The sequence below is a fragment of the Seleniivibrio woodruffii genome, from assembly GCF_004339245.1.
Classification (GTDB): domain Bacteria; phylum Chrysiogenota; class Deferribacteres; order Deferribacterales; family Geovibrionaceae; genus Seleniivibrio; species Seleniivibrio woodruffii.
This window is the reverse complement of sequence record NZ_SMGG01000003.1, coordinates 1200517-1225844: the sequence shown is the minus strand read 5'-3', so window position 1 is coordinate 1225844 and position 25328 is coordinate 1200517. Positions and strand designations below refer to the sequence as shown.

Sequence of the window (25328 nt, the reverse complement as noted above, 5' to 3'; positions counted from 1 at the left end):
TGGGTTAGGAAATGTGCAGGGATTGTGATACATCTGCTTCATTGTGAACCTGCCAAAGCGGCGGGCTGTCTGAAGCCGGAAGACTGCTTCACTGCGTTCGCAGAGACGGGGAGTCATTATCCCTTTTGTCTTTTAGAACCGAGTAGTTCAAGGCGGACGAGGAAAAATTGACGAGCGTATATTGAAATACGTGAGGATAATTTTTCAGAGGACAACGAAGAAATACTATGCGTTATAAAAGACAAAAAAAGGGCCCGCAAATGCGAGCCCTTAATCTTTTACTCTGCTCCTCCGCTTCCTACAGGAGGAAGTGTGGAACGGGTTTTACTTCTTTCAATGGACTGGAGAGCCAGATAGTTTTCGCCGAAACGGTTCATGTTCTCCCTTTCGTCGTCGAACTGGTCAAAGTGACGCTCTTCGTCCTCAACAAGGGCTTCGAAAAGTTTTTTCGAAACAGAGTCCGCATTAGCAGAACACTCGTTTGCCCATCTGTTGTAGTCCTTTGCGCTCTGCTCTTCCATAGCTTTTGCCATGTCGAGCATTTTTCCGACATTACGCTCTTTAACGACGTCGTGAGAGGCTTTCAGCTCTATCTCGCCGTTCAGGAAAAGGATCCTGTCGGAAAGTCTTTCCACATGGATCATCTCTTCGATTGCGGTTCTTTTGAAAAGTGCCGCAAGCAGATCATATCCCTGATCATCGCAGTGGAAATGAAAATACATGTACTGGTGGAGTGTTGCCACCTCGTCAGCTATCGCTTTGTTAAGAAGCTCAATACTCTTCTCGTGCATGGTCTCCTCCTTTAGTATTTAACTACACACTAAAGATAGACCACAATTTCCGGCGATTCAAGACATATATTAGCTCATGATAAATCTTTTCCGCTAAAGGCAAAAAAATATCAATACCGCAGTTTGCCCAGTATAGAAACGAGGTTTTGCCTGTCTTCAGCATCCAGATCTTTCATGACCTGCTCAACGTTATTTTTATACCTGTCGAAAACCATGTTCAGAACGTCCATGCCCTTGTCTGTTATTGAAACAGTGAAGAACCTTCTGTCGCTCTGATCTTTTTTTCTTTCGGCCAGTCCGTTTTTTTCGAGGTTGTCGATAACGGTGGTCATGTTGCCTGTGGTTTTGCGGATTATCTCCGCTATGTCCTTCTGGCACATTGCGCCTTTGGTATACAGGGCTTCGAGAACGCCGAACTGGCTTACAGTAATGCCGAAATCTTTTAGATGCGCATAAACGCAGGCCGAAACGTTTTCCGCAGTCTGCACCAGCTTAATGAATGTGTCGAGGGAGCTTAACTCCTGCTCAATGGTCTTGTCTTTCATACTAACACCGCCTGAATGGTAGAATACTCAACGTTAAAGTATACCAAAGGCATCCCAATATCAAGCGGAAATTAAGACCATTTTACTATTTTTTAGCACATTCCTCACGACTGATACCGTCGATCATCTTCAGATCTTCAACAACCTGAGTATCATCATAGAGTTGACCAGACAGTGAGCTGACGATTGTACGGATTGACGTATCGTCTGAAATTCGATAGATAACCCAGCGGCCATCCTTTTCAGATGTTATGACTCCTGCGGAGCGCATCTGTTTCAGGTGTGCCGAAATGGTTGAGAGAGCGATGCCCAGAACGGCATCCAGCTCGCAAACGCACATAGGGCGCTTGTTGAGCATAAGCAGAATTCTCATTCTGTTTCTGTCGGCAATAGATTTGATAATTTCTACTGCTGAATCCAACTGTGTCATAGAACTACCCCTTAAAAACGAAATAAACTGCACCCATCATGCAGAGCCCTGCCCAAAGATAATTGAGCTTGAGCGGCTCCTTCATAAAGATGAAGGAGAAGGGAACGAACACCAGCAGGGTTATCACCTCCTGAGTGATCTTAAGCTGTCCGAGGGTGAGCGTCTGATATCCGAAACGGTTTGCAGGGACCTGAATCAGATATTCGAAAAAGGCAATGCCCCAACTCACAAAAACAGCCCATATCCAGCTTTTGTCCGCCTGATTTCTCAAATGCCCGTACCATGCGAAGGTCATGAACACGTTCGACATGGTCAGCATGGAAATAAAGAGTACAGTAGATTTCATATTATACTCAAAAAAAAGCGGGAGCAAGAGCTCCCGCAATAATTAAAATTTTTCCGTCAGAATTTTTGTCATAAGAGAAGCGAAACGTGACGTATCCGCAGGCATGTTGCCCTCAAGGATAAGTGCCTGATTGTAAAGCAGTTCGCTTATATCGGCCACTTTTTCGCTTTCAGGATTCTGCTCGAACTCCGAGTTAAGAAGCTCGATAAGTTTGTGCCCGGGGTTAAGCTCAAGTATCTTGCTGCGCTTGGGAACGGGCTGTCCCATCTGGCGGAGCATGGCCTCCAGGTTCGGGTCTATGTCGGAATCGCCTGAGACAAGCACACAGGGCGAGTTTTTAAGCCTTGAGGAGAGTCTGACCTCGCTCACGCTGTCTTGCAGGACAGCTTTGACCTTTTCAGTCAGCTTGCCGAAGTGCTCCTTGGCCTCTTTTTTGTCCTCTTCCCTGTCGAGGCTGATGTCGCCTTTCAGGATGGACTTGAATTTCTTGCCCTTATATTCCATAAGCCCTGTGATGATGATGTCGTCAACCTCATCCGTCATGAACAGCACCTCAAGGTCTTTCTCTTTCAGTGCTTCCAGATAGGGTGATTTCTCAAGCTCACTGCGGCTTTTGCCCGTTATATAGTAAATGTCGTTCTGCTCGGTCTTCATGCGGCCGAGATATGCATCGAGGTCGGTAAGTTTGCCGTCTTCGGTTGCCGTGGACTGCATCACCATAAGGGAGGCTATCTCCTCTTTGCGTTTGAAATCGAAGTGGATCCCCTCTTTCAGAACACGTCCGAACTCCGCAAAGAAAGCGTTATACTTCTCAGGTTCGGCGGTTTTCATTTTGGTCAGGGTTTCCAGAACTTTTTTGGTGATGTTGTTTCTGATGGTCTCCACCTGTCTGTTGTTCTGGAGTATCTCACGGGATACGTTCAGCGGCAGGTCGGAAGAATCCACAACGCCCACAACGAAGCGGAGCCAGTTGGGAACAAGGTCGCCGCAATGCTCCATTATCTGCACACGGCGGACATACAGCGCAGGGCCGGATTTGAAATCGGCATAGAGTATGTTCATGGGTGCTTTTGAGGGGATGAACAGCAGGGCGGAGAACTCTGAAGTACCCTCTGCACGGAAATGTATCGTTGCGGACGGATCTTTGAAGTCGTGGGAGATGTGGCGGTAGAACTGGCTGTATTCGTCCTGCTGAACCTCGCTTTTGTCCTTCAGCCAGATGGCCTTCATGGAGTTGAGCGTCTCCTCTTCAACAATATCCTTGTCTTCCTGTTTCTTTGTGGTGTCCATCACCACGGGATAGCTTATGTAATCGGAATATTTTTTGACGATGTCTTTGATCTCCCATTCGTCGGTATATTCCTTTGCATCCTCTTTAAGATGAAGAACGATGGTGGTTCCCCTTTCGCTCTTTTCATGGGCTTCAACTGTGAATGTGCCGTCCGCTGTGGATTCCCACATAACGCCGACGCTGGCATCCTCGCCCGCTTTGCGTGTGTAAACGGTGACTCTGTCGGCAACCATGAACGCAGAATAGAAACCTACGCCGAACTGACCTATCAGCTCGGGGTTGTTCTCTTTGTTCTCGATGAGCTGCATGAACTCTTTTGTTCCGGAATGGGCTATGGTTCCGAGAGCTTTTACAGCCTCGTCCTTTGTCATACCGATTCCGTTGTCTGTGACTGTCAGGGTGTTTTTGTCTTTGTCTGCCGATATTTTTATTTTGTAGTCGGCATCACCCTCCAGCAGAGCATCGTTTGTGAGAGCTTCGAAACGGAGCTTGTCGATGGCATCCGATGCGTTTGAAATAAGCTCTCTAAGGAAAATTTCCTTGTGTGAGTACAGAGAATGAATCATCAGCTCAAGAAGTTTGTTCACCTCGGTTTTGAACTGCATTCTTTCCTGTGACATCTAAAACCTCCGTATTTGTATTATTTTACGTGTAAGAATATTATTGTTTTTTAAGAAAAAATCAAGAATTCAGTTTAATGGCGGAGAATTGAGCTGAGACCCTTCGTCTGCCGCCTCAGGGTGACGGTAGATTCCGGGGCATTTGCCAAAGCGGCGGGCTAGCTGGAGTTGGAAGACTGCTTCACTCCGTTCGCAGAGACGGGGAATTTTGCGTCATTGAGAAGCCCGAAGGGCTGTGGCAATCTCAACAGATGAGACTGCCGCGTCGCCCTGCTCCTCGCAGAGACGGGAAAAAGCCATCGGTGTTTAGGTGACGGCAGATTTTGCGCAATTTGCTGAAGCGGCGGGCTGTCTGAAGGTGGAAGACTGCTTCACTCCGTTCGCAGAGACGGGGAATTTTGCGTCATTGAGAAGCCCGAAGGGCTGTGGCAATCTCAACAGATGAGACTGCCGCGTCGCCCTGCTCCTCGCAGAGACGGGAAAAAGCCATCGGTGTTTAGGTGACGCAGCAATGCGAAGCATATAACAACCTATAAAAACAAACGGGCCTGGTGGTTAGCCAAGCCCGAGTTCCTCCATATTGTCAGGAGGGAGGAGGGTTATGTTTTACTGCCGGTTATTGCTAAGTGTCAATATATGACGTAAAGTCGTTGTGTCAATGCTTTGTTTCATGTAAAAAATCTGTATAATATGTGTGCTTAACATGCAGGAGAAGACTTGGACGGACTGACTCTCACCAAAGCGGTGAACATCATAAAAGAGAGATATACGGGCGTTCAGGTGACTAAGATAAACGTCACCGAAGACAGCGTTACCATTGGGCTTTTTGCCAAAGACAGGAAGTCCTTGCACATCCGTGTGACCGGAGGCAGCCCTGCCCTTTTCACATCGGACACGCAGGAGGGGGTACCGGATCAGTTTCTGGACAGGCTCTCCGGCGGCAAGATAACCGACGTTGGCGGTCGCAGATATGACCGTCTGTTCTGGCTGGATATCGTTAAGCGCAGACCAAGCGGCAAACTGGAAACCCACAAGCTGGTTTTCGAGCTTATCGGCAAGATGTCGAACGCTGTGCTTCTGAATGAAGGCGGAAACATAATCTGGATGTTCGCAAAGAACAATGCCGACCCCGACCGCAGTTTCTCCGTGGGCGACAGATACGCATCCCCACGCCTGAACAAGCGGGACACGCTGGAAAAGTATGCTTCGAACAGTTTCAGCGACCTGCTGGGTTTCTACCCTGTGACGGTGAAGCACGCCGAAATCTATCTGGCGAAGGGTTACAGCTTTGCGGAGACGGCGACACTCATAAACGAGAGCCTGACAGACGATGTTTTCCATGTGGACTCACAGGGGCGGGTTATCCCTTTCAAGCCTTATGAGGACGGGGAGACCATTACTCTGGACGACCTGAAAGGCCGAGTGCACAAACCTGCGGCAAAGCGTGACGACAGTATCCGCCTGAGACTCACCCGTCTGTTTGAAAAGCAGGCGGAAAAATATCTGGTGCTGAAAGACAAGCTGAAAGAGGAATACGCAGAAGCGGAGACTTATCCGAAGGTGCGGGCGAAGGCCGACCTGCTGAAAGCAAATCTGCACATACTCAAAAATGCCAAAGGGAAGACCGAGCTTACAAACTATACGGAAAGCGGCATAGAGACAGTGGTCTACGATGTGCCGGAGTTCTTTGATGCCAACAAGGAAGTGAACAGGCTTTACGGTCGTGCGGATAAGCTGGAACGTTCGGTGGCACTGGTGAAATCCCGCATGGGCGAGGTTGACAACATAATAGATTCCGCTCTGGAACAGCTCTATTTCATAGAGATATCCGCAAAAGAGGATGACCTGCGTGAGCTGGCTCTGGAGATGAAAAAATCCGAGCCGAAACAGAAAAAACAGATAAAAGAGAAACAGTTCATAAAGATGGATATAGGCGGCGGCACGGCATACATTGGCCGAAACTCCGTCAGCAACCACAGGCTGGTATTCCAGTTTGCAAACCCCGAGGACATGTGGTTCCACGCACAGAAACTGCCCTCGGCACATCTTATCTTCCGCAAGAGCGGGAACGCAACTCCGGACGAGATTGAGCAGTGTGCGGCCATTGTCGCAGGAATGAGCAAGGCAAAGAACAATCTGAAAGTAACCGTTGACTACACCCAGAAAAAAAACGTAAAAAAGCCCAAGAACACCCCGCCCGGCTTTGTGATATATCACAGGTTCCGCTCGGTGGACGTTGCACCCGTTCATATTGACGAAAAAACTGATTGATATATATTGGAGAAACGGAGACACACATGGAAAGAATGGAAGCACTAAGAAAAAAGGCGATATTTCAGGCGGCCAGACGTGCGATTCTGGAGAACGAAATGTTCCTGAGGGACTATGTCACGAACCACCTGCCCGAAAGCTACACAGAGGATGATCTGGAAGCGTTCATCGCCATGCTGGTGCGGATGTTCGACAACGACCTCTTCGACCTCGTTATGGGCGTTAAGACCGCTGAAGACCTGCAGGAGCTTTATGACTACAGGTTTATGAAGGACATACAGAGCTTTTCCGAACAGCGCAGAGACGAGATCAAAAGAGCCAAAGGGGTGCTTTGATGGAAGCACGCTGGATGGCCGTTTTCGAAGATATGACATGGTACGATGCAGAGCTGACCTGCGAGGGTGAGGTCTGCGAACTTTACATCTATAATAAAAAACAGAAGATAAAGACCAAAAAAATTAAAGAGAACGAATTCACAAAGGTTGTTCGTCTGCAGGACAGAATGAGCGGCGACACCATCGACCTTGTGGATTTCAACGAAATGGACAGGTTTTTCGAGCAGAATATGGTGATTTTCAAAAACAGACAGGGTCTGCACAAAGAAGTGCGCAGATACATCGATTTCAGTCTTAAATAATGTCAAGAGTAGGCTTTACCACAACAATCCCTGTTGAGATAATTCTGGCGGCAGGCAAAACACCCGTCGACCTCAACAATATATTCATAACCGACAAAGACCCCGTTAAAATGGCAGAGATGGCGGAGGACGAAGGTCTGCCCCGCAACCTCTGCGCATGGATAAAGGGCATCTACACTGCCGTTAAAACTGCGGACATCGACGAGGTTGTGGCTGTTACGCAGGGCGACTGCAGCAACTCCCACGCTCTGGCAGAGCTTTTCATTGAAGCGGGAATAAAGGTGCACTCGTTCAGCTATCCCTTTGAAAAAGAGACACGCTACACACAGCTTAAAACCGAGATGGAGCGTTTTGCCGCATCCATGGGAACCACTCTTAAAAGTGCCGTTGAATACAGCAAATATACAGACCCCGTGCGTGAGAAACTGCGCAGACTGGACAGAATGACCGTTGAGGGGCAGGTCTCAGGCTTCGAGAACCATCTCTGGCTGGTGACATCCACCGACTTCAACACAAACCTGATAACCTATGACAAGGATCTGGACGATTTCCTCGCCATGACCGAAAGCAGGTTTGCCGAAGCGGAAGGCCTGCGGATAGGCTTCATAGGCGTTCCCACCATTTTCTCCGATATCTACCAGTTCCTTGAAGAGAAAGGGGCAAAGGTGGTCTACAATGAGATACAGCGTCAGTTCGCTATCCCCTCCGACCACGAGGACTACGTTCAGCGTTACGCCGACTACACCTATCCATACGACGTCTTCGGCAGACTGGAAGACATTCAGCAGGCGGTTGACGAGCGGAAACTGGACGGGATCATCCACTATGTCCAGTCATTCTGCTACCGGCAGATGCAGGACATCATCATCCGAAAAAACATAAAATGCCCCATACTCACCATTGAGGGGGACGCTCCGGCGGGCATAGACGCACGAACAAAGATACGCATTGAATCCTTTCTGGAAATGCTCTCTGCGAGGAAAAAATGAAGCTCGGAATAGATTTGGGCAGCAGATTCGTAAAAATTGCCGTTCAGAACGGGGAAAACATCGATTTTCACCGTGAAGACACGGTATTCTTCTATAAAAACCGTGTGAAACGCACGGAAAGTACTATAGAAATCGACCTTTCGGCATACGGTGCTGATGAAAACACTATAATCACCGCCACAGGCTACGGACGGAACATGCTCAGCTTTGCCAACGCCAACGTAATTTCCGAGATAAAGGCGCACTATCAGGGCGCACTGCACTCCACGGGCGAGGATGAGTTCATCCTTGTGGACGTCGGCGGGCAGGACAGCAAGGTAATCTATGTGCGTGAGGGCTATATCGAGGATTTCGTAATGAACGACAAATGCGCCGCCAGTACGGGCAGATTCCTTGAGAACGCATGCCGCATTCTGGACATCAGCCTTGATGAGCTTGCGGCAATGACCGAAAACCCCGTTAAGCTGAACTCCACCTGTGCGGTCTTTTCCGAGAGCGAACTGGTGGGCAAGATAGCCGAGGGTGTGCCCACGGAGCATATCGGCGCAGGGGTCAACGAGAGCATAGCCCGCAGACTCTTCCCGCTTATCCGCAAATACCGCCATAAAAAGATTTATGCGGCGGGCGGCGTTGCGGAGAACTCAGGACTGATACGCTTCCTGTCTGAAATGGCGGAGAGCGATATTCAGGTAATCAAAAATCCTCAGTATAACGGCTGTTACGGGTGTCTGTGGTATTGAAGCAAAGCCGTCACTGCGAACCTGCGCCAGCAGGTGTGGCAGTCTTCAAAGTATAGCAAATGGGGGCTTCAGCACTGCTGTATATGGAAGATCGCTTCACCCTGAAGGGTTCGCGAAGACGAACGAGCATTACGGTGGTTCTTCGGATTTGTCTCCCCCTTTTACAAAACATTTGCTTTATTTTTGCAAATGTTTCTGCACCGAGCTTGCTGAAAATGGGGATTAAGGGGGATTTACATTCATTAACAGCAAAATCCACCCCAACCCTCCTTTAATAAAGGAGGGAGCAATAGAAAATAACCCACACTGAACATCTGTCGCACAATCACTGAAAACCCGTTATTCTTTATAATTTTAACCCTTCCATTCCGTATTGTTTCCCGTATAATCAAATATGGAACTTATTCGCATAATAACGGCGGGTATAGCATCAATGGCTATGGCCATGGGCATAGCCCGTTTCGCCTACACACCGATGATCAAAGTTATGACCGAGGCCGGAGTGCTCACCGTTGCGCAGGCCGGCGGAATAGCGTCACTTAACTATCTGGGATATCTGGTCGGTTCCGTCTTTTTCATGTTCAAACCGATCAACCGCAAAGGCACATGGTTTGCCGCAATGTATCTGATAAATGCCGTTTCTCTGGGGCTTTTCGCTCTCACACAGGACATCTTCATATGGTCTGTTCTGCGGACGGTTTCGGGCTTTGCCAGTGCGGGAATGTTCCTTCTGACATCAGTGATAGTGTCCGAAGCTCTGGCCGAACGGGGCAAGCTCAGGTTTAACGGGCTTATCTTCACGGGCATAGGCGCAGGGATACTTCTGTCCGGCTTCACAGTGCTTGTTTTCGGGCAGTTTGCCGACTGGAAAGGGCTTTGGCTGATATTCTTCATCGGGATGATACTGACAGCTCCGGTCTGCTACATCCGCCCCGGCAGAAGACACGACAGCACACAGGCGGTGTCATCCGGCAGTGAACCCATGCACCCCTACATATATTTTCTTTCTGCGGCCTATTTCCTCATGGGAATGGCCTACATCGTCTCAGGCACTTTTCTGGTGCTGATCATAGGTCAGGCGGGGTTCAGCGGCTACTGGGCGTGGATGATAACCGGACTGTGCGCAGTGCCGGGAATTGTCTATTTCACGCTGAACGCAGGACGCACAGGATTTCTGAAGAATCTCATCCCTGCATATGTCTTTCTGGGGATAAGCTGTGCACTGCCTGCGGTGTCCTCTTCGGCTCCCGTGCTGTTTCTGGCGGCGGGAATGTACGGAGCGACCTTTCTGGGCATAGTGGCTCTGACGGTGGGGTTCGCAAAAAAACTGGCAGGCTCAAGGTCTGCTTTCGCAATAGGTCTGGTGACGGTGGCTTTCAGCGTGGGGCAGATGATCGGCCCTGCGGCGGCGGGCTGGTCGGCGGAAAAGACGGGGAATTTCTCAATTTCGCTTCTGGCGGCTTCCGCTTTGTGCGCAGTTTCAATAATAATCCTTTTAGCGGGATGCATCATATATAAAAGGAGCAGTATATGCCGTATGTAAACATCAAGATAACAAAAGAGGGCGTTACCAAGGAGCAGAAGGACGAGCTTATCAGAAGGGCAACCCAGATGCTTGTGGATGTTCTGAACAAGAACCCCGAAACAACGGTTGTTGTTATCGACGAAGTGGATACCGACAACTGGGGGATAGGCGGAATAGCGGTCACCGAGCGGCGCAAAATGAAGAAATAGGGGCCTGCTGCAGGCAAGCCCCTGAAAACCGAGACCATTTTGAGTCTATCCATCGGTGTTTAATGTACGGTGCGGCCTCAGTTTATCCTGAACATTCCGGTGACGCTCATCTGCTCGTCGGCCTGCCTTTGCAGGTCGGAGATGGTCGCACTGACCTGAACCAGAGCAGCCGAGCTTTGCTCCAGCCCCGATGAGATCACCTGAGTGTTATCATTAATATTGTTTATCGCAGAAACCTGCTCCTCCACGGCGGAGGTGATCATCAGGCTTGCGCTGTTTATCTCTTCAACCGCCCTGACTATCTTTTTGAAAATATCATCAGTGGTGGCCAGCTTTTCTACCCCTTCCGAAACGCTGTGTCCTGCGCTCTGCATATCTTCGTTTGTCTTTGAGGTTTCCACTATGAAGGTTGAAATAATCTGCTCTATCTCCTGAATTGACTTCTGGGTGCGCTCCGCCAGCTTGCGAACCTCGTCCGCAACAACGGCGAAACCTCTGCCGTGTTCCCCTGCCCTCGCCGCCTCTATGGCCGCATTAAGAGCCAGCAGGTTCGTCTGATCGGCTATATCGTTTATCACAAGCAGAATGCTGCCTATCTCCTGAGACGACTTCTCAAGTCCGTCAACAGTTCTGGTGAGGCTGCCCACGCTCTCCTGAATATGGTTCATCACCCTGTTTGCAGTCAGGATGCATGTTTTTCCTTCGTCGGTCAGTTCCTTCGCCGCTTTCGACTTTGTTGTGACATCGTTTATGGATACCAGCACCTGCGAGGATGATGCGCTTATCTGCTCAACCGCCGAAGCCACCCCGCTGACCTGTCCTGTCTGGTCGGTGAAGGTTGCGGAGAGTTCTTCCGTTGTGCCCGCCAGCTCCGTACTGCCTGATGCGAGCGAGTTTGACGAATGCACGATCCCCTCTATGACCCCTTTCAGCCTGTGTTTCATGTTTTCCAGTGCAAGCGCAAACTGGCCTATCTCGTCCTTCTGCCTTATGTCAAGCTCCACCGTGAAATCTCCGTCGGCCAGAGAGTTGGCAAACACCACAGCCTTGTTCATAGGTACTGTGACCGACCTTGTTATTATAAGTCCGATAACTATTCCGCTTATAACCGCTATGAGCGAAAAGATGCCCACAAAGACCATTGCGGTTTTTATGGATGCGTCCATTGCCGCCCTTTCGACTCCCGAAGCCTCGGCGCATATCTTCTGCGCCGTTACCGCACTTTCAATAAGCACTTTCTGATATTCATGCTGTTTTTTCAGGCTGTCCGCAAGATTGTGGAAATCTGCATCGTACTCCTCAAGAGAAGCCGTCAGCTTTTTCATCTCCGCCGAATCCCCTCCGGCAAGAGCGATGTCGTGAGCTTTTTTATAACTCGCCTGCTGACCGCTGAAAAGATCGTCCGTCTGAGTCATGATATATCTGAAAGCATAGAGCCGCATCTGGAGAAGATTTTTGATTATACTGTCCGAACCGACGCTGTCGGCTATGGTAAAAACGTTCTCAGCAGACTCGTTAAGATGAATGCGCAGTTCCCGCTGTTTCCTGACCTCGCCTACGTAGCTGTTGAAGTTGTCTCTGTAACCGCTTATTTTTCCGGTTATCTCCTTCAGCCTTTCTGCATCCTGCACACCGGCATATTTAACCAGATCCACATCGGAAATCCTGACCGCATCGTCCAGATTTTTCAAAACAGCATCAATGAAGCTGTCGTCATTGTTCATAATGAACTTTGTCTGGTTCAGCCTCGCTTCATACAGCAGTTCTTCAACCTTTGAATACATATCACGCTTTTCAACCTGCTTTGAAATGGACAGCATTTTGCTGAAGCTCAGAAGGCTGATAACCACCAGCAGACCGAGCACCACGCCAAAACCAAGAAGAAGTTTTTTCGACAATTTCATGTTTTTCAACATTTATCACCCCCTCAATTTTCTTCACGTTAGGCAACAAGCCATATTTGATATTTAGATAATGACACAAGTAATAACATATAATAATTTCATTTATAACAAAAATGTCGAAAACAGGAATTAATAACATTTGCGCATAATTGATTGCATTTGCCATTGAATGACAATGCGATAATGGATGAAATATGAAACTGTTAAAATATCCAGACATATTTAAGCCCTAATAATATTAATTTAAAGTTAAACAAGACATTTCAGTCTATTAACGTAAGCACAATTCAACGGTTAACAAAATAACAACTAATTTGCACTTGAACAGTATAGGCACAGCATAAAGGCGTTGTCAAAGCAAATATCATAGGATTTATCCTATTGGATATATCTCTGATAACGCTTATACATTAGTCTATGAGCAAGCAAAACATACAAAACTCAACACTTTTACTGCATATCGGGGAAACGGTAAAACTGATTAGAAAGCAGAAAAAGCTTTCTCAGGAGAAACTTGCAGAAATGGCAGATCTGCACACAACAACCATCTCCGAAATTGAATGCGGGAAAAGCAATCTGACTATTCTCAGTTTGGAAAGAATAGCAGGTGCGCTTAACTGTTCCATTATTTCTTTTTTCCCGGGCGGGCACAACAGTGATGACAATGCGTTCCACGAACAGATCAAAAGACTGATCGCAAACCACCACCAGATGAAGCCGAAAGAGAAGCCTGTCCACAACAATGTGGTGAAGGCTATAGCTGATGCCTTTGAACCGAAGGAGTGAAACCGGTATGTGCCGCAGGGAGGCGGCAACTGAAAAAGGACGAAAAAAAAGCTCTGCAAAAATGCAGAGCTTAAAAGAAGCGGGTAGCCGGACTCGAACCGGTGACCTCAACCTTGGCAAGGTCGCGCTCTACCAACTGAGCTATACCCGCGGCGAGGTATTTTTATATTAAAATCTGCCCCCTATGTCAAGACAAAAACTTAAAAAATATTCATTTATATTTATGACGACCAAATTTATTAATTACATAGATTTTATCTATTCAAATTTCTAATTTAAACTAATCCTGTCGAAGCATATGAAATTGAAAATTCTGAAAACATAAGATATTAATAAATTTCACTCATATGTTCAGATATAGTTATTATTAGTGATTGATGTTCAATACTAAATCAGGTAGTGCGGCACTACCATTTCAGGTAAGTTATTAAACAAACCACACATCCTCTTATTGAATTTAGCTATATATGTTCTTGACAAATGGTTGAAATAATTATAACTAAATTTCTATATAGACATTGATTAACCATTATTGACCTAAGTTCATAATAAATACAGACTTATACTTATTTGTTTTTTTATTGGTAATCCAAATTCAGAGGACAACTATGTCTACTTTATTGTCTGTTGACCCCGTCAGCCGCATTGAGGGTCACATGAGCGTCGAAACGGCTGTGGAGGGCGGGAGAGTCTCCAAGGTCAGGATCGCCGGAAATATGTACCGCGGTATGGAAAGACTTCTTTTCAACCGTCACCCTGTGGATTCAGCCCGAATTGCCCAGAGGATATGCGGTGTATGCCACGAGGTACACGGAATCTCCTCCGTAATGGCTCTTGAGCAGATATTCAAGGTCACCCCGCCTGCAAACGGTCAGGTGCTCAGGGACATGATTCTTGGTCTTCATATCGTAACAGATCACCTTCTTCATTTTTATAATCTCTGCTCACCGGACTACATTGACTATGCGGCGGCGGCAGGCTATTCCGGCAGAGACGCCAACCTTAAAAACATATCCGACTGGATAAGCTCGTCGGGTACAATGTTCGTCATAAACAAAACTCCCGGCGACTATATCAGAGACAAAGAGGTGGCACGACGCTTTGCCCTCCACTATTTCGAGGCACTGAAGATCCGTGCCGAAGCGGCATCCGGTCTGGCTCTCATAGGCGGCAAGGTTCCGTTCATCCATGCTCTGCTCCCCGGAGGGATTACAACGGAGATAACCACCGACACTCTGATGAAGTACTACCACGTCCTCACAAAAACGGCGGATTTCGTGAACAACTCTTTCATCCCCGACGTTATGGTGCTGGCGGAACGCTATCCGGAATATTTCAGGATAGGCGAGGCATACAACACCTTCTATGCCCACACATCGCTCAAATCGAAAAAAGGCTGGCTGTTCAACTCCGGCGTTATCGTTGACGGGCAGAAACAGCCCTTTGACTATAAAAAGGTAAAGGAACTTCTGAACTCATCGTTCTATAACCCCGACGGAAGCCCAAACGAGTCCGCAAAGGGCGCATACAGCTGGATAAAAGCTCCCAGATACAACGGATTCCCCCTTGAAACAGGCCCCCTCGCCCGAATGGCTGTGAACAACGATCAGGGATTCAGGCAGTTTCTGGCACGTTTCGGTCAGTCGTCCATCCGCTCATCGGTGATGGGCAGACTTCTGGCAAGGGCATACGAATCACGTCTGCTCTGCAACTATCTGTTCGAGCGTTCCGAGGAGTTTGTCATAGGCAAATCCACAATCAACCACGTTGACCTTCAGGCAAACGTCACAGGCGAAGGCATAGGCTTTTCGCTGGCGGCCAGAGGTGCTCTGGTGCACCACATAAAGGCATACAACGGAAAAGTAACAGACTACAGGATGATAGTCCCCTCCACATGGAACTTCGGCCCCACAGCGGGCGGGAAGCACGGCGTGGCGGAAAAATCCATTCTGGGCACTCCGGTGCGTTTCGGCGGCGAGAGCGGCTCAATTGAGGTGGGCAGAGTTATCAGAAGCTATGACCCCTGCACCGCCTGCTCGGTACATTGAGGTGAAGAACATGCTGAGCAGAAGAGATTTCATAAAAAGATGCAGAGATATATCAGTTGCTGTGTTCGGTGCGGAGATTTTTGCGGCGGACATAGCGGAAGGTTTCATGAAGATAGCGGCCTCAAAGCGTCCCCAGATAGCTTTCGTTCAGGGGCAGAGCTGCACCGGCTGCACAGTCTCAATGACATACGGCAACGAAACCGACTTCATAGATTTTGTCACACGTCTGGTGCGTGTTCAGGTGCACCCCAACCTGTCTTTCAGTCAGGGGCACGGATACATGCAGCTGCTGGACAGCGTGACATCCGCAGGAGGCCACGTTCTGGTACTGGAGGGAAGTATCCCCGCCAGAATGAAAAAAGCCTGTCTGCTGGGCGAAGAGCCCCTCTACAACGCATTGAAAAAACATCTTGAGAAGGCATCCGCCGTCGTTGCCTGCGGAACCTGCGCCTGCTCCGGCGGCATACCCGCCTCAGGCAGAAACGAAACAGGTTCGATAGACATCGCCCAGTATATGCGTCAGGTGGGCATCAACAAACCCCTGATAAAAATACCCGGCTGCCCCATACAGCCCGACAGGCTCATGGGCACAGTGGCATATATTGTTGCCACAGGCAGACTGCCGGAAATGAAAAACAATATCCCCGTGAAATACTTCGGCGACCTTATCCACAACAACTGCCACAGATTCCAGTATTTCTCGCAGGATATATACCTTAAAGACTTCAACACCGACAAGCACTCCTGTCTGCTGAAAAAAGGATGCAGGGGAACTATAACAAAATCCGACTGCCCCACCAGAAGATGGAACGGCGGCGTGAACGTCTGCGTTGAGAGCAACACCCCCTGCGTGGGCTGTGTCAACGAGAAATGGCCGTTCAAAGAGAACATCTATTATGAGTCACGGAACATCGAAGACCTTCCGTGGAACGACTTTAAGAAGAATGTACTCGGGAGGGGCGGCAAATGATGAACGCACAGAAGGGATACCGCTTGTCACTCAAGCATAAAATGGCCATCGCAACGGTGATAATCATCGCTTTCACCATCTTCGGAACAATAGTCTTCGAAAGCATCAAACTGCACATGGTGGAAAAATCACTCAACAGATATATGAACTACCTCAAGGACATGATATACATGTCCACCTTCGACGCCCTGAAAAAAGGGAACATGATGACCTTCAACAACCTTATCGAGGAGATAGGCAAGTATGAGGATGTCACCGAGTTCTCTCTGGTGCAGCCCGACGGAACCATCTCCTATTCATCTCAGCAGGAACTGGTGAAAACCAAAAAAGATCCGTCAATCCTCACCGACAAAGAGGACATGCACCCCGAGGACGACAACAACGTATACCTGTTCCCCGTTAAAACAATCGGCTACTGCCTCCGCTGTCACACCGACTGGGAGGAAGGCTCCATCAACTCCTACTACTATGTCAAGCTGAGCCGCAAATCCCTGAACAACGTTCAGAGTATGTCGCTGATATCGGATATTTTCGTTATGCTGAGCGGCGCACTGCTGATATTCTGCATCTACTTCCTTGTGACCCGTCTGGTCATCCGGAACGTGGGCAAGCTTCAGGACACAATAGTGCAAGCATCGGAGAACCTTGACCTGAGTCTGGAATCGGACATTAAGTCAAACGACGAAATGGGCGAGATATCCGACCGCTACAACAAGTTCATGCATATCATCGGCACGGACATTCTGCATACTTTCAAGTCCATTTCGAACATAATGGAACAGGTGCTCCCGCTGACACTGACCACAATGCAGATCAAGCAGATGAACAACGAAACAATGAGACTGGCGGGCGAAGTCGCCGCCGCCAGCGAAGAGATAAGCACCACTGTGCGGGATTCCGCAGAAAACATAAGCGATTCGTCCGTTAAGGCCGAACACACACTTATGATGTCTAAAGAAGGTCTGGCGGTAATGCAGGAGACAACGGCCATATCAACCGAGGTGGGCGGAATTGTTAACGTGCTTGCAACGGAGATGACAGAGCTTCTGAACTCATCAAGAGAGGTCGGCGATATCGTTATGGTTATCACCGACATAACCGAGCAGACAAACCTGCTGGCTCTGAACGCCGCAATAGAGGCCGCAAGAGCGGGCGAAGCGGGCAGAGGATTCTCTGTTGTCGCAGACGAGGTTCGCAAGCTGGCCGAGAAGACCAACGAATCCGCATCGAACATATCCACGGTGGTAAAGGCCATGCAGGGCAAGGTTCAGAATGCTGTGGACAAAGCCGAAGACATGATGAGCAAGGTTAACGTTCAGCTGAGCAAGGTGAACGAGGCAAACGAAAAATTCGCCACCATCCAGTCGTCAGTCGAGGATCTCAGCTCCATCATGACCCATATATCCTCATCCGTTCAGCAGCAGTCGGCGGCTATGACCCAGATTGCGGCGAATATTGACGAAGTGGCCAGAATGAGCGATGCCAACTCCGGCGGCATAGATACCATGGTGGGCGGCGTTGAGACAGTGGTCGGGCTTCTGGACGAATCTGAGAAGGAACTGAAAAAGTTCACCCTCCAGTCGGCCGTTCTGCCCATAATCCATGCTAAGGTCAGCCATGTTCTGATGATGAAAAACATCTATCACGGCGCAATGTATAAACAGCCCATAAACATCCCCGGCTATGACTCATGTGAGTTCACAGCATTCTACAGAGGCACGGGCAGGGAAACTTTCGGCAGCGACCCCTACTATTCCGAAATAGACTCGGTGCACCGTAATCTCCACGATCAGGCGGAAAGGATGAAATCCAGAATAGCCAGAGGGGAGAACGTTACGGACGACCTGAACAGTCTTCAACAGGAGACGGAAAAACTCATCAGCCTTATGAACGGGCTGATAGAGAGATACATATAACTATCCCTCATTTGCTGATACACCTGAAAAAAGTAAGAAACCCCTTCCGGAAAGAAGGGGTTTTTTATTGATATGTCACTGCTGAGGCAGAATATTTTTAGGCATCGGAACAAAGGGAGCCTTTTCGGCATCTTTCGCCGGATCGGTGATCACTGTCTGGGTCATCACTCTGAAATACTGACTTCTGATGCTGTCGCTCAGCTTCATGAAATCGAATCTTTCTGAGCAGGTAACGCCGCCGCCCACAGGCAGGTTGGTGTAATATACCCTGAAATTATAAGGGCCTGTCTGCTCAATGGTTGTCAGATAGTCCGCAACGGATAAGGAACCGAGAGATTTCTCCGCTTCGTCCAGAACAACGTTGCCCGCATATTTCAGATACAGGTCAAAATAGCTGTAAACACCGTCATATGCATAGTAGGACTTGAACGAACTGGTCAGAATATCAGTGGATTCAACTTCAACCGAGTTACTGCACGAAACTCTGGCATACACTATTTTGTATGTGCCTCTCAGGGTTGAGTCGTTGTCGAAATTCACGGCGGTCATGTTCGAATCCTGTTCGGAACTGCCGCTGTTGTCGTTGACTGTCAGAACATCCTCTGCGCCGCACCCGTATGCGAACAGAAGAGAAAGAACTGATAAGATAAGTAAAAATTTTCGCATCCTGCACCTCTTCCAATTATCCCCATATTTTCGACAAATGTCAAATTGGATACGGAAACAATGAGGTGAATTTTTACAGACGTGGCGGTTGTTTCCTGAAAAGGCCGATAAAGCCTATGAGGACTGCTGAAAGGAATTTTACCAATGGATAAAGGAAGAAATAGGCGACAAAGCACAGCACGGAAGCCATCAGCCACATTCCCGACCCACCATTGGGCATAAACCCCTTAACCAGCGGAAATATCTTGAATATCCCGATTGCGGCCGTTACCGCCACAGTCACCGGTTTTATGTACGCTTCGTCTCTTTCCATCCTCCAACTCTATCCTACTGAACAGGAAATGCAAGCGGGAAATTTTAATGTTCAGGCAGATTTCTGACCAGAGACCGCATCTCTGAAAAATTCGAAAACTGCAAAAGATATCCGCACAACAATGTTGGAAAACCCGTATGTCATAAGACCGAGTATCAACCCGAAAAGCACATTCGCAATTTTATCCTCAATGGTATCTGATGGCATATCCGGAAGTTCCAACTGAAAAAAGCCGATGTATAACGTCAAAAGGAAAGATGTGATCTTAATTTTCCAGACACGACTAAGCATCATTTCCTCCTTTAGGCTGTTTAGGTAAGTATACACAAACTCAGAGCAAATTGATATTTTAATATCCGCCATTTATCCGCCATATCCGCCATTTATCCGTCAGGAGTCGCTATTTGAGATTACATACAGAGGTCTTTTTATCTCCTGTTCGAGCAAAAAACTTTTCCCACAAGTTCTTCGAAGTCTCTTCGCACTGAAATGGGAACTTCATGTAATTAGCAATGATAAAGTTGATGTTTTGTGTAAGAACTTATATAATAATGAGAAATGTATAAGCAAATGGAGTTTGTTATGCCAGTTCCTTCTTATGATGTAATTATGTATCCGATGCTTGAGCTTGCGAAAGACAGGCAGGAAAAGAATATAAATGATTTAATAGAACCCCTTGCAGATATTCTCCGGTTATCAGAAGAAGACCGTAGTGAAAGGATGCCAAATAACAACAAAAACCGTACTAAGTTTGCTTATAGAGCGGCTTGGGCAAAAACATACCTTACGAAGGCTGGCTTAATAAAGAAAACTGGGCGTAGCAGGTTTGTGATTACTGATAAAGGATTGTCTGTTTTGGCAGATACTACTGTTACGAGTCTTGATAGAGCTTATCTCTTGCGATACCCTGAATTTGCCGAATTTGCAAACCATGAGAGAGATGAGCAAACAGAACAGATATCAAATGAACAGTCAGGGCAAGCACCAGAAGAAACACTTCAAAATGCGTTCAAAACAATCCAAAATACACTGGCTTCAGATTTATTAGATACACTCAAGGAATGCTCCCCTGCGTATTTTGAAAAAATAGTAATAGATGTACTTATAAAAATGGGTTACGGCGGATCAGATAATGCTGCTGGGCTTGCTATCGGTAAATCTGGAGACGGTGGTATTGATGGAATTATCAAAGAAGATGCTCTCGGACTTGATAATATTTATATTCAAGCGAAAAGGTGGGACAAGGGAACTGTTGGAAGACCGCAGATTCAACAATTCTCTGGTGCTCTTGACGACAAAGGAGCAACTAAGGGCGTTTTTATAACCACTTCAGAATATACCGCCGAAGCAAAATAATACGCTTCTAGAATAAATAATAAGCGTATTATTCTTATCAACGGCCTTCAATTGGCTGAATACATGATTAAATATAATGTTGGCGTTTATATTCAGGAAACTTACGAGCTTAAAGGCATAGACAGCGACTACTTTAATGAAATATAGAGTTTAAATTATGAGTGATTTGAAGAGATGGTCGCAATTAGCGACCACTTTGATATATCTATCTATTCTATGGTTCTTTCAAATCAGCGGTCAATTCGGTCAATTGGCGATCAATTATTTCAGCTTGCAAGCACTGCCTTAAAAGGTAATTAGCTACATCATTTCTACATCACTGCTCATAAACGACAAAAGCCTCTGGAATCCAGAGGCTTTTCATTTATCTGCTATATTTAGCGTTTTGTTTGGAGGCGACGCCCAGAATCGAACTGGGGTACGCGGATTTGCAGTCCGATGCCTAACCACTCGGCCACGTCGCCATTAGAAAAAAAAGACCGGCGAAAAACGAACCGGTCTGTCTGAAAAAGCGGGTAGCCGGACTCGAACCGGTGACCTCAACCTTGGCAAGGTCGCGCTCTACCAACTGAGCTATACCCGCGTGAGGTAGTTTTTATATCTTATCGCGGTGTTGTTGTCAACATCTTATTTCAATTTTTTTGTATTTTTGTCAGCGGATAAATTACGGTCATATCTTATAAAATACCGTACCTTCCTGAAAAGCCCCGTCGGGCTTGGGTGTCACGGTGTAGCGGAATCCCGCACGGACAAAATCCTCCCTTATCTCCCTTCCGGATGAATAGGTTGCCGCCCGCCCGATATCCGAGCAGAGCCTATGGACATCCCTGAAAACGTCCACCGTCCACATCTCCGGATTCTTCCGCTTGCCGAACGGGTCGAAATAGACCACATCAAACTCCATCCGCATATCCCGCAGAATGTTCCTTGCGTCCCCTATTGCGATATCCAGCCGGATATCCTCCGCCTGCCCTTCATCAATGAGCTTCCTGAGCATCTCATAGCCCCCGTAAGGCCACATGAACTTATTCTGGCGGATGGTATCGAAAAGTGACGACTGACGCTCCACAGTGACAATATGCAGTTTATGGCGGTGTTTCATGGAGAGCACACGATCCAGCGTAACGGACAGGTTGCTCCCGCCGCCGAGGCATATGTCCAGAAGGCGCACGTCCTGCTTCTGCAAAAGCTCCTCAATTCCGCTGGCGGAATAGAACTTGTGCAGGCTTTCGGTGAATGCGCCCACGCTTTTGGCTCTATACCCCTCGTTATAGTCCATGCTGTAGAGGGATATAGAGCCGTCCGCTGTTATTAATGGTTTGTTCTTAGTTTTTAACGGGATTAAATTCGGCATTATGAAAATAGATGTGCCAGTTGTCCGCTATCCTGTCCGGATAGTCGTCACGATAATGTCCGCCACGGCTTCCCTTGCGTTCGTCCGCCGCATTCGCCATCAGCAGTCCCACTGTGAGCATATTGCGTATCTCGGCAGTGTTTCTGTCAACGGGAACATAGTTTTTATATTTCGTAAGGTGGCCGCCAAGATATTCCTTGGCACGGGCAAGCCCTGCGCTGTTGCGTGAAACACCTACGCAGTCCCACATGCATTCCTGAATCTCTTCCACCATTCCGTCCGCCCGCTCTTCGCTGACGGTTTCGAATGCCGGAAGCTCAACCGCATGCACCTTTTTGTCCATTGTGTCCGCCGCCGCAGTTTCTGCGCTTCTGCCGCCGTATACCACGCCTTCGAGGAGTGAGTTGCTGGCCAGTCTGTTTGCGCCGTGAACACCGTTGCAGGCCGCCTCTCCACACGCATAAAGCCCTTTCAGGCTGCTGCGCCCGAACTCATCGGTGAATATTCCGCCCATGTAGTAGTGGGCGGCGGGGCTGACAGGAATAGGATTGACAGTGATGTCGATGTTATATTCCAGACAGGTAGTGTATATCTTGGGGAATCTGTTGCGCACGAAATCCTTTTCCAGATGTGTCAGGTCGAGGAAAACGTGATCGGATCCCGTCTGTTTCATTTCGAAGAATATGGCACGGCTAACAACATCACGGGGGGCAAGCTCGCCGTCGGGGTGATATTTGGCCGCAAAGCGTTCCATGTTTACATTGCGCAGGATACCGCCCTCGCCTCTCATCGCCTCGCTGAGGAGGAATGCAGGCGCACCGGGCACAGAAAGCCCTGTGGGGTGGAACTGATAGAACTCCATATCCCGCATATCCGCTCCGGCACGAAAGGCCATAGCCATTCCGTCCCCTGTGACAACTGCGGGGTTGGTGGTTCTTCTGTAGAGTCTGCCCGCTCCGCCTGTGGCGACTATCACCGCCTTGGCGTAGTAGAGTTTAAACTCCCCTGTCTTCTCGTCCAATGCGAAAACGCCGCAGACGCTGTCCGGCGCATCCTTTATAAAATCGATTGCATAGGTGTATTCTATTTTTTCGATATTGCCGAAGTTTTTGGAATATTCCTTCAGTGTGCGGACAATTTCGTGCCCTGTTGCGTCACCTTTGGCATGAATGATGCGGTTGACGCTGTGGGCTGCCTCACGGGAAAATTCCAGAACTCCGCCGTGCATATCGAACTTCGCACCCCAGGAGATAAGCTGTTTAATGTACTTCGGCCCCTGCTCAACCAGTGTTGAGACCGCCTTCATGTCGCACAGCCCGTCTCCTGCACGCAAAGTGTCCTCTATGTGCAGCGATATGTCATCGTCATCGGAAAGGGCGACTGCAACGCCGCCCTGTGCATACTCGGATGAGCTTTCGCCCAGAAAACATTTAGTTACCACGGCAACACTGCCGAAGCCTGCCAGTTCAATGGCGGCTCTCAGCCCCGCAACGCCGCTGCCCAATACAATATAATCATAAAAAAAAGTCTTCATTTAAAACCTGATGGCTGCTTTCAGACCGAATTGATTTACTGCGCCGCCTCTTGCCGCCTCAATGTTTAAAACAACGAAGGGGAAGGGGCAGACCTGAAGACCGACCATACCTCTGATAGCATTTGCACTCTCGTCGTCGAGGCTGAGGTCGCCGTCTTCACTTGCGATGGTGTATACGTCTTCAATACCTGCATAGGGAGTCAGGATAAGGAATCCCTTGCTGATGTAAAGACCTGCCAGACCTGTCTGAAGGTTTACGTCCTCAAGACCTGTCACTTTTGTGTAGGCAAGTTTTGCGCTTATGGCGGGTGTCAGCACAGATCCTTCGAGAATGGCATATTTACCTTCGATGGTATAGGCTGTGAAGTCCATATTTGCGCCTTTTGTGATGCTTGCGCCAATGTCAAACCCGAAAGGAAGGCCTTTCTGAACGTGCACTCTGTTTGCCCAGATGGTGTTGTTGGGGTCTGCATTGTCCCATGAGTTCTCCCATTTGTCCGACTTGTTGTCGATGGTTGTGAGCTGGGTTTCAACCGCAACATCAAATCCGAGAACGCCGAGGGGCTCTGCGGGTCCGTTGGGCGTGGGTGTCACAGCAAGTCCTATGTCTTTGATCAGACTGCTGAACTGGCTCTGGGTCAGCGTAGGCATCAGTTGGAAATCGCCTGCGAATGCTGTTGCGCAGAAGAGCATGGAAACAAGAACAAGAACCTTTTTCATTTTGGTCTCCTCTTGAGGTCCGGCAACCCGAAGTCCTTGTGAAAATTCTCACGGGTTCTGTTGAAATAACCGAACTTCATACTTTTGTGTTTCTTTCTTATCAGCTTCAGAAGATTCTTAAGTCCCAGAATCTCCTCTTTCTTAAATTTCATTCTGGCAAAAAGAAAATCCGGATCTATGTTCAGGTTGCGCAGTTGGATAAGGTCTATCTTGTACGCATCCAGAAAATCCACCAGAGTGTTCGCCTCGCTCTCTCTGTCGTTCACGCCCGGCATGGTCAGAAAGTTCAGAGAGGTATAAACGTTATATCTGTTTGCCAGTTCGATGCTTTTCAGCACATCATCCAGTGTGTAGCCCACGGGATTGTAATATGCGTCATATGTAGATTGTACCACCGAATTAAGGCTTACTCTAATACTATCCACACCAGCGTCGAAAATCATCTTCATTTTTTCGGGGTTGGAGCAGTTGGAGTTGAAGTTAACCGTAAGCTCCGGAGCCTGCGCCTTGATTATCTTTATTGCCTTTGCAATGGTGTCCGCAACGGTGATGGGGTCGCCCTCGCAGCCCTGTCCGAAGCTGACTATGGGTTCTTCCGCCACCTCATAGTGATTAAGAGCCACCTGAGCTATCTCTTCGGGGGTGGGCACGAATTTTATCCTGTCCTGCGGAGCGGTTATCCGCTTGTCATCCTGCTTGGATATGCAGCCCATGCATCTGCTGTTGCAGGTGGGCGCAGTGGGCAGGGGACATTCCCAGCGGCCGATGAATGCGTTCTTCGCCGCCGTGCAGTGATATTCCAGAGCGCAGGTGGCCAGCTGACCGTAAAGCCTGTTGTCCGGATATTTTTCTATCATCCTGTCCACGGTTGGTTTGAATCCGTCGGTGTAGTCGAAGTTTGCGGGGTTCCATTTGCTGTCGTCATCAACCTTTAGAGCGGGCACGACAAACTTGTCGTTCAGCCAGCCCACGGCTGTGTAGGCATACAGCGGCAGAACCTCTTCAACGTTTTTCACATAGGCTGGAAGGAAAAGCCTGAGAAATCCGGGGTCGAGGAATGCGCTGACCGCATAGCCTCCTGTGAAAGTTTCCATCCCTGCTGTGTGGGGATTATAAGCTACCGGATGTGTCCCCGGCACAAAGTAAAGCCTTGAGCAGGGGGGCAGCTCGATAAGCTCTATTTCGTATGGCACAAAATTATAGTTCTCGCTCCTCACTGTCATTTTCAGATGAGGGTGATCGTATATGTTGCCCTGCCTGTCGGCAAAGAGAAGATTCGGTATTGCGTACATTGGCAAAAATGCTCCGTATTTTTGAAAAATAATAGATTTAGCAGTGTGCAAAGTCAAGGTGATTAGCGGAGTTCA

At 48.3% G+C, this 25328-nt stretch carries 25 protein-coding genes and 3 tRNA genes; 12 read left to right on the top strand and 16 right to left on the bottom strand.

Translation table 11 applies throughout. The annotated features are described in order from the left end of the window. Positions 1–278 precede the first annotated feature (278 nt). From C8D98_RS05840 to htpG, 5 genes are all read right to left on the bottom strand, one after another. Entirely contained in the window at positions 279–791 is a 513-nt protein-coding gene (locus C8D98_RS05840) for a ferritin-like domain-containing protein (RefSeq protein ID WP_132872862.1), read from the bottom strand. A gap of 110 nt (positions 792–901) precedes the next feature. Then, the gene (locus tag C8D98_RS05835) at positions 902–1336 is read right to left on the bottom strand and encodes a MarR family winged helix-turn-helix transcriptional regulator (RefSeq protein WP_132872861.1); all 435 of its coding nucleotides are present in this window, start codon (positions 1334–1336) and stop codon (positions 902–904) included. An 85-nt stretch (positions 1337–1421) separates the two neighbouring features. Beyond that, positions 1422–1766, bottom strand: a complete 345-nt coding sequence (locus tag C8D98_RS05830) for an ArsR/SmtB family transcription factor (RefSeq protein WP_132872860.1) — start codon at positions 1764–1766, stop codon at positions 1422–1424. A 4-nt stretch (positions 1767–1770) separates the two neighbouring features. Next, entirely contained in the window at positions 1771–2112 is a 342-nt protein-coding gene (locus C8D98_RS05825) for a DMT family protein (RefSeq protein ID WP_132872858.1), read from the bottom strand. A gap of 42 nt (positions 2113–2154) precedes the next feature. Further along, positions 2155–4023 carry a molecular chaperone HtpG gene (htpG, locus tag C8D98_RS05820; protein ID WP_132872857.1) on the bottom strand — a complete coding sequence of 623 codons (1869 nt, stop codon included), beginning with the start codon at positions 4021–4023 and terminating at the stop codon, positions 2155–2157. 717 nt (positions 4024–4740) lie between these two features. Here htpG and C8D98_RS05815 point away from each other — a divergent pair. The 7 genes from C8D98_RS05815 (at position 4741) to C8D98_RS05785 (ending at position 10394) form a co-directional block, all read left to right on the top strand. Continuing rightward, positions 4741–6294 (top strand): NFACT RNA binding domain-containing protein, encoded by a 1554-nt coding sequence (locus C8D98_RS05815; protein ID WP_132872856.1) that lies wholly within the window; start codon positions 4741–4743, stop codon positions 6292–6294. Between the two features lie 26 nt (positions 6295–6320). Next, the gene (locus C8D98_RS05810; RefSeq protein ID WP_132872854.1) at positions 6321–6629 is read left to right on the top strand and encodes an FAD assembly factor SdhE; all 309 of its coding nucleotides are present in this window, start codon (positions 6321–6323) and stop codon (positions 6627–6629) included. Then, entirely contained in the window at positions 6629–6931 is a 303-nt protein-coding gene (locus C8D98_RS05805) for a hypothetical protein (protein ID WP_132872853.1), read from the top strand. Before C8D98_RS05810 ends, C8D98_RS05805 begins: the two co-directional genes overlap by 1 nt. After that, positions 6931–7920, top strand: coding sequence for a 2-hydroxyacyl-CoA dehydratase family protein (locus C8D98_RS05800; RefSeq protein WP_132872851.1), 990 nt, complete (start codon positions 6931–6933; stop codon positions 7918–7920). The genes C8D98_RS05805 and C8D98_RS05800 overlap by 1 nt, the downstream gene beginning before the upstream one ends. Beyond that, complete coding sequence (locus C8D98_RS05795) at positions 7917–8660, top strand: acyl-CoA dehydratase activase (RefSeq protein WP_132872850.1); 744 nt, start codon at positions 7917–7919, stop codon at positions 8658–8660. The genes C8D98_RS05800 and C8D98_RS05795 overlap by 4 nt, the downstream gene beginning before the upstream one ends. Before the next feature lie 394 nt (positions 8661–9054). After that, positions 9055–10203: a YbfB/YjiJ family MFS transporter gene (locus C8D98_RS05790; RefSeq protein WP_132872849.1), complete on the top strand. Its 1149-nt coding sequence runs from the start codon at positions 9055–9057 to the stop codon at positions 10201–10203. After that, entirely contained in the window at positions 10191–10394 is a 204-nt protein-coding gene (locus C8D98_RS05785; RefSeq protein ID WP_132872848.1) for a 2-hydroxymuconate tautomerase family protein, read from the top strand. Before C8D98_RS05790 ends, C8D98_RS05785 begins: the two co-directional genes overlap by 13 nt. Before the next feature lie 77 nt (positions 10395–10471). Here C8D98_RS05785 and C8D98_RS05780 read toward each other — a convergent pair whose 3' ends face one another. Next, on the bottom strand, positions 10472–12310 hold the full coding sequence (locus tag C8D98_RS05780; RefSeq protein WP_132872846.1) for a HAMP domain-containing methyl-accepting chemotaxis protein: 1839 nt from the start codon (positions 12308–12310) through the stop codon (positions 10472–10474). Positions 12311–12715: 405 nt separating this feature from the next. Between C8D98_RS05780 and C8D98_RS05775 the strand changes: the two genes are divergently transcribed. Further along, the gene (locus C8D98_RS05775; RefSeq protein ID WP_132872844.1) at positions 12716–13084 is read left to right on the top strand and encodes a helix-turn-helix domain-containing protein; all 369 of its coding nucleotides are present in this window, start codon (positions 12716–12718) and stop codon (positions 13082–13084) included. Positions 13085–13162: 78 nt separating this feature from the next. Here C8D98_RS05775 and C8D98_RS05770 read toward each other — a convergent pair. Beyond that, positions 13163–13235 (bottom strand) — tRNA-Gly (locus C8D98_RS05770). Between the two features lie 457 nt (positions 13236–13692). Here C8D98_RS05770 and C8D98_RS05765 point away from each other — a divergent pair. Genes C8D98_RS05765 through C8D98_RS05755 form a run of 3 tightly spaced genes read left to right on the top strand, consistent with a single transcriptional unit; the run spans position 13693 to position 18018 of the window. After that, complete coding sequence (locus tag C8D98_RS05765) at positions 13693–15132, top strand: nickel-dependent hydrogenase large subunit (RefSeq protein ID WP_132872842.1); 1440 nt, start codon at positions 13693–13695, stop codon at positions 15130–15132. 10 nt (positions 15133–15142) lie between these two features. Then, positions 15143–16102: a hydrogenase small subunit gene (locus tag C8D98_RS05760; RefSeq protein ID WP_132872840.1), complete on the top strand. Its 960-nt coding sequence runs from the start codon at positions 15143–15145 to the stop codon at positions 16100–16102. Then, positions 16099–18018, top strand: coding sequence for a methyl-accepting chemotaxis protein (locus C8D98_RS05755; RefSeq protein WP_132872839.1), 1920 nt, complete (start codon positions 16099–16101; stop codon positions 18016–18018). The genes C8D98_RS05760 and C8D98_RS05755 overlap by 4 nt, the downstream gene beginning before the upstream one ends. Before the next feature lie 75 nt (positions 18019–18093). Here the strand turns inward: C8D98_RS05755 and C8D98_RS05750 are convergent, their stop codons facing one another. The 3 genes from C8D98_RS05750 to C8D98_RS13720 all read right to left on the bottom strand — a co-directional run bounded on the left by C8D98_RS05750 (position 18094) and on the right by C8D98_RS13720 (position 19360). Further along, entirely contained in the window at positions 18094–18684 is a 591-nt protein-coding gene (locus tag C8D98_RS05750) for a hypothetical protein (RefSeq protein WP_132872837.1), read from the bottom strand. A gap of 73 nt (positions 18685–18757) precedes the next feature. Further along, positions 18758–18997, bottom strand: a complete 240-nt coding sequence (locus C8D98_RS05745) for a hypothetical protein (RefSeq protein ID WP_132872835.1) — start codon at positions 18995–18997, stop codon at positions 18758–18760. 51 nt (positions 18998–19048) lie between these two features. Further along, on the bottom strand, positions 19049–19360 hold the full coding sequence (locus C8D98_RS13720; RefSeq protein ID WP_165871203.1) for a hypothetical protein: 312 nt from the start codon (positions 19358–19360) through the stop codon (positions 19049–19051). A gap of 195 nt (positions 19361–19555) precedes the next feature. Here C8D98_RS13720 and C8D98_RS05740 point away from each other — a divergent pair, with 195 nt between their 5' ends. Next, positions 19556–20353 carry a restriction endonuclease gene (locus tag C8D98_RS05740; RefSeq protein ID WP_207891243.1) on the top strand — a complete coding sequence of 266 codons (798 nt, stop codon included), beginning with the start codon at positions 19556–19558 and terminating at the stop codon, positions 20351–20353. A 390-nt stretch (positions 20354–20743) separates the two neighbouring features. On the opposite strand, the gene C8D98_RS05735 is transcribed toward C8D98_RS05740, so the two are convergent. The 6 genes from C8D98_RS05735 to C8D98_RS05710 form a co-directional block, all read right to left on the bottom strand. Then, positions 20744–20817, bottom strand: a tRNA-Cys gene (locus C8D98_RS05735). Between the two features lie 46 nt (positions 20818–20863). Continuing rightward, positions 20864–20936, bottom strand: a tRNA-Gly gene (locus C8D98_RS05730). 87 nt (positions 20937–21023) lie between these two features. After that, positions 21024–21707 carry a tRNA (5-methylaminomethyl-2-thiouridine)(34)-methyltransferase MnmD gene (locus C8D98_RS05725; protein ID WP_132872834.1) on the bottom strand — a complete coding sequence of 228 codons (684 nt, stop codon included), beginning with the start codon at positions 21705–21707 and terminating at the stop codon, positions 21024–21026. Beyond that, positions 21679–23241, bottom strand: a complete 1563-nt coding sequence (nadB, locus tag C8D98_RS05720; protein ID WP_132872832.1) for an L-aspartate oxidase — start codon at positions 23239–23241, stop codon at positions 21679–21681. Before nadB ends, C8D98_RS05725 begins: the two co-directional genes overlap by 29 nt. Then, a complete protein-coding gene (locus C8D98_RS05715) occupies positions 23242–23961 on the bottom strand; it encodes a hypothetical protein (protein WP_132872831.1) in 720 nt (239 codons plus the stop codon). Further along, complete coding sequence (locus C8D98_RS05710) at positions 23958–25253, bottom strand: radical SAM family protein (protein ID WP_132872829.1); 1296 nt, start codon at positions 25251–25253, stop codon at positions 23958–23960. The genes C8D98_RS05715 and C8D98_RS05710 overlap by 4 nt, the downstream gene beginning before the upstream one ends. Between the last annotated feature and the right edge of the window lie 75 nt (positions 25254–25328).

Coding starts and splice junctions, on each gene's coding strand:
- C8D98_RS05840 (WP_132872862.1), bottom strand. CDS start 791: ATGCACGAGAAGAGTATTGAGCTTCTTAACAAAGCGATAGCTGACGAG.
- C8D98_RS05835 (WP_132872861.1), bottom strand. CDS start 1,336: ATGAAAGACAAGACCATTGAGCAGGAGTTAAGCTCCCTCGACACATTC.
- C8D98_RS05830 (WP_132872860.1), bottom strand. CDS start 1,766: ATGACACAGTTGGATTCAGCAGTAGAAATTATCAAATCTATTGCCGAC.
- C8D98_RS05825 (WP_132872858.1), bottom strand. CDS start 2,112: ATGAAATCTACTGTACTCTTTATTTCCATGCTGACCATGTCGAACGTG.
- htpG (WP_132872857.1), bottom strand. CDS start 4,023: ATGTCACAGGAAAGAATGCAGTTCAAAACCGAGGTGAACAAACTTCTT.
- C8D98_RS05810 (WP_132872854.1), top strand. CDS start 6,321: ATGGAAAGAATGGAAGCACTAAGAAAAAAGGCGATATTTCAGGCGGCC.
- C8D98_RS05805 (WP_132872853.1), top strand. CDS start 6,629: ATGGAAGCACGCTGGATGGCCGTTTTCGAAGATATGACATGGTACGAT.
- C8D98_RS05800 (WP_132872851.1), top strand. CDS start 6,931: ATGTCAAGAGTAGGCTTTACCACAACAATCCCTGTTGAGATAATTCTG.
- C8D98_RS05795 (WP_132872850.1), top strand. CDS start 7,917: ATGAAGCTCGGAATAGATTTGGGCAGCAGATTCGTAAAAATTGCCGTT.
- C8D98_RS05790 (WP_132872849.1), top strand. CDS start 9,055: ATGGAACTTATTCGCATAATAACGGCGGGTATAGCATCAATGGCTATG.
- C8D98_RS05785 (WP_132872848.1), top strand. CDS start 10,191: ATGCCGTATGTAAACATCAAGATAACAAAAGAGGGCGTTACCAAGGAG.
- C8D98_RS05780 (WP_132872846.1), bottom strand. CDS start 12,310: ATGTTGAAAAACATGAAATTGTCGAAAAAACTTCTTCTTGGTTTTGGC.
- C8D98_RS05775 (WP_132872844.1), top strand. CDS start 12,716: ATGAGCAAGCAAAACATACAAAACTCAACACTTTTACTGCATATCGGG.
- C8D98_RS05765 (WP_132872842.1), top strand. CDS start 13,693: ATGTCTACTTTATTGTCTGTTGACCCCGTCAGCCGCATTGAGGGTCAC.
- C8D98_RS05760 (WP_132872840.1), top strand. CDS start 15,143: ATGCTGAGCAGAAGAGATTTCATAAAAAGATGCAGAGATATATCAGTT.
- C8D98_RS05755 (WP_132872839.1), top strand. CDS start 16,099: ATGATGAACGCACAGAAGGGATACCGCTTGTCACTCAAGCATAAAATG.
- C8D98_RS05750 (WP_132872837.1), bottom strand. CDS start 18,684: ATGCGAAAATTTTTACTTATCTTATCAGTTCTTTCTCTTCTGTTCGCA.
- C8D98_RS05745 (WP_132872835.1), bottom strand. CDS start 18,997: ATGGAAAGAGACGAAGCGTACATAAAACCGGTGACTGTGGCGGTAACG.
- C8D98_RS13720 (WP_165871203.1), bottom strand. CDS start 19,360: ATGGCGGATATTAAAATATCAATTTGCTCTGAGTTTGTGTATACTTAC.
- C8D98_RS05740 (WP_207891243.1), top strand. CDS start 19,556: ATGTATAAGCAAATGGAGTTTGTTATGCCAGTTCCTTCTTATGATGTA.
- C8D98_RS05725 (WP_132872834.1), bottom strand. CDS start 21,707: ATGCCGAATTTAATCCCGTTAAAAACTAAGAACAAACCATTAATAACA.
- nadB (WP_132872832.1), bottom strand. CDS start 23,241: ATGAAGACTTTTTTTTATGATTATATTGTATTGGGCAGCGGCGTTGCG.
- C8D98_RS05715 (WP_132872831.1), bottom strand. CDS start 23,961: ATGAAAAAGGTTCTTGTTCTTGTTTCCATGCTCTTCTGCGCAACAGCA.
- C8D98_RS05710 (WP_132872829.1), bottom strand. CDS start 25,253: ATGTACGCAATACCGAATCTTCTCTTTGCCGACAGGCAGGGCAACATA.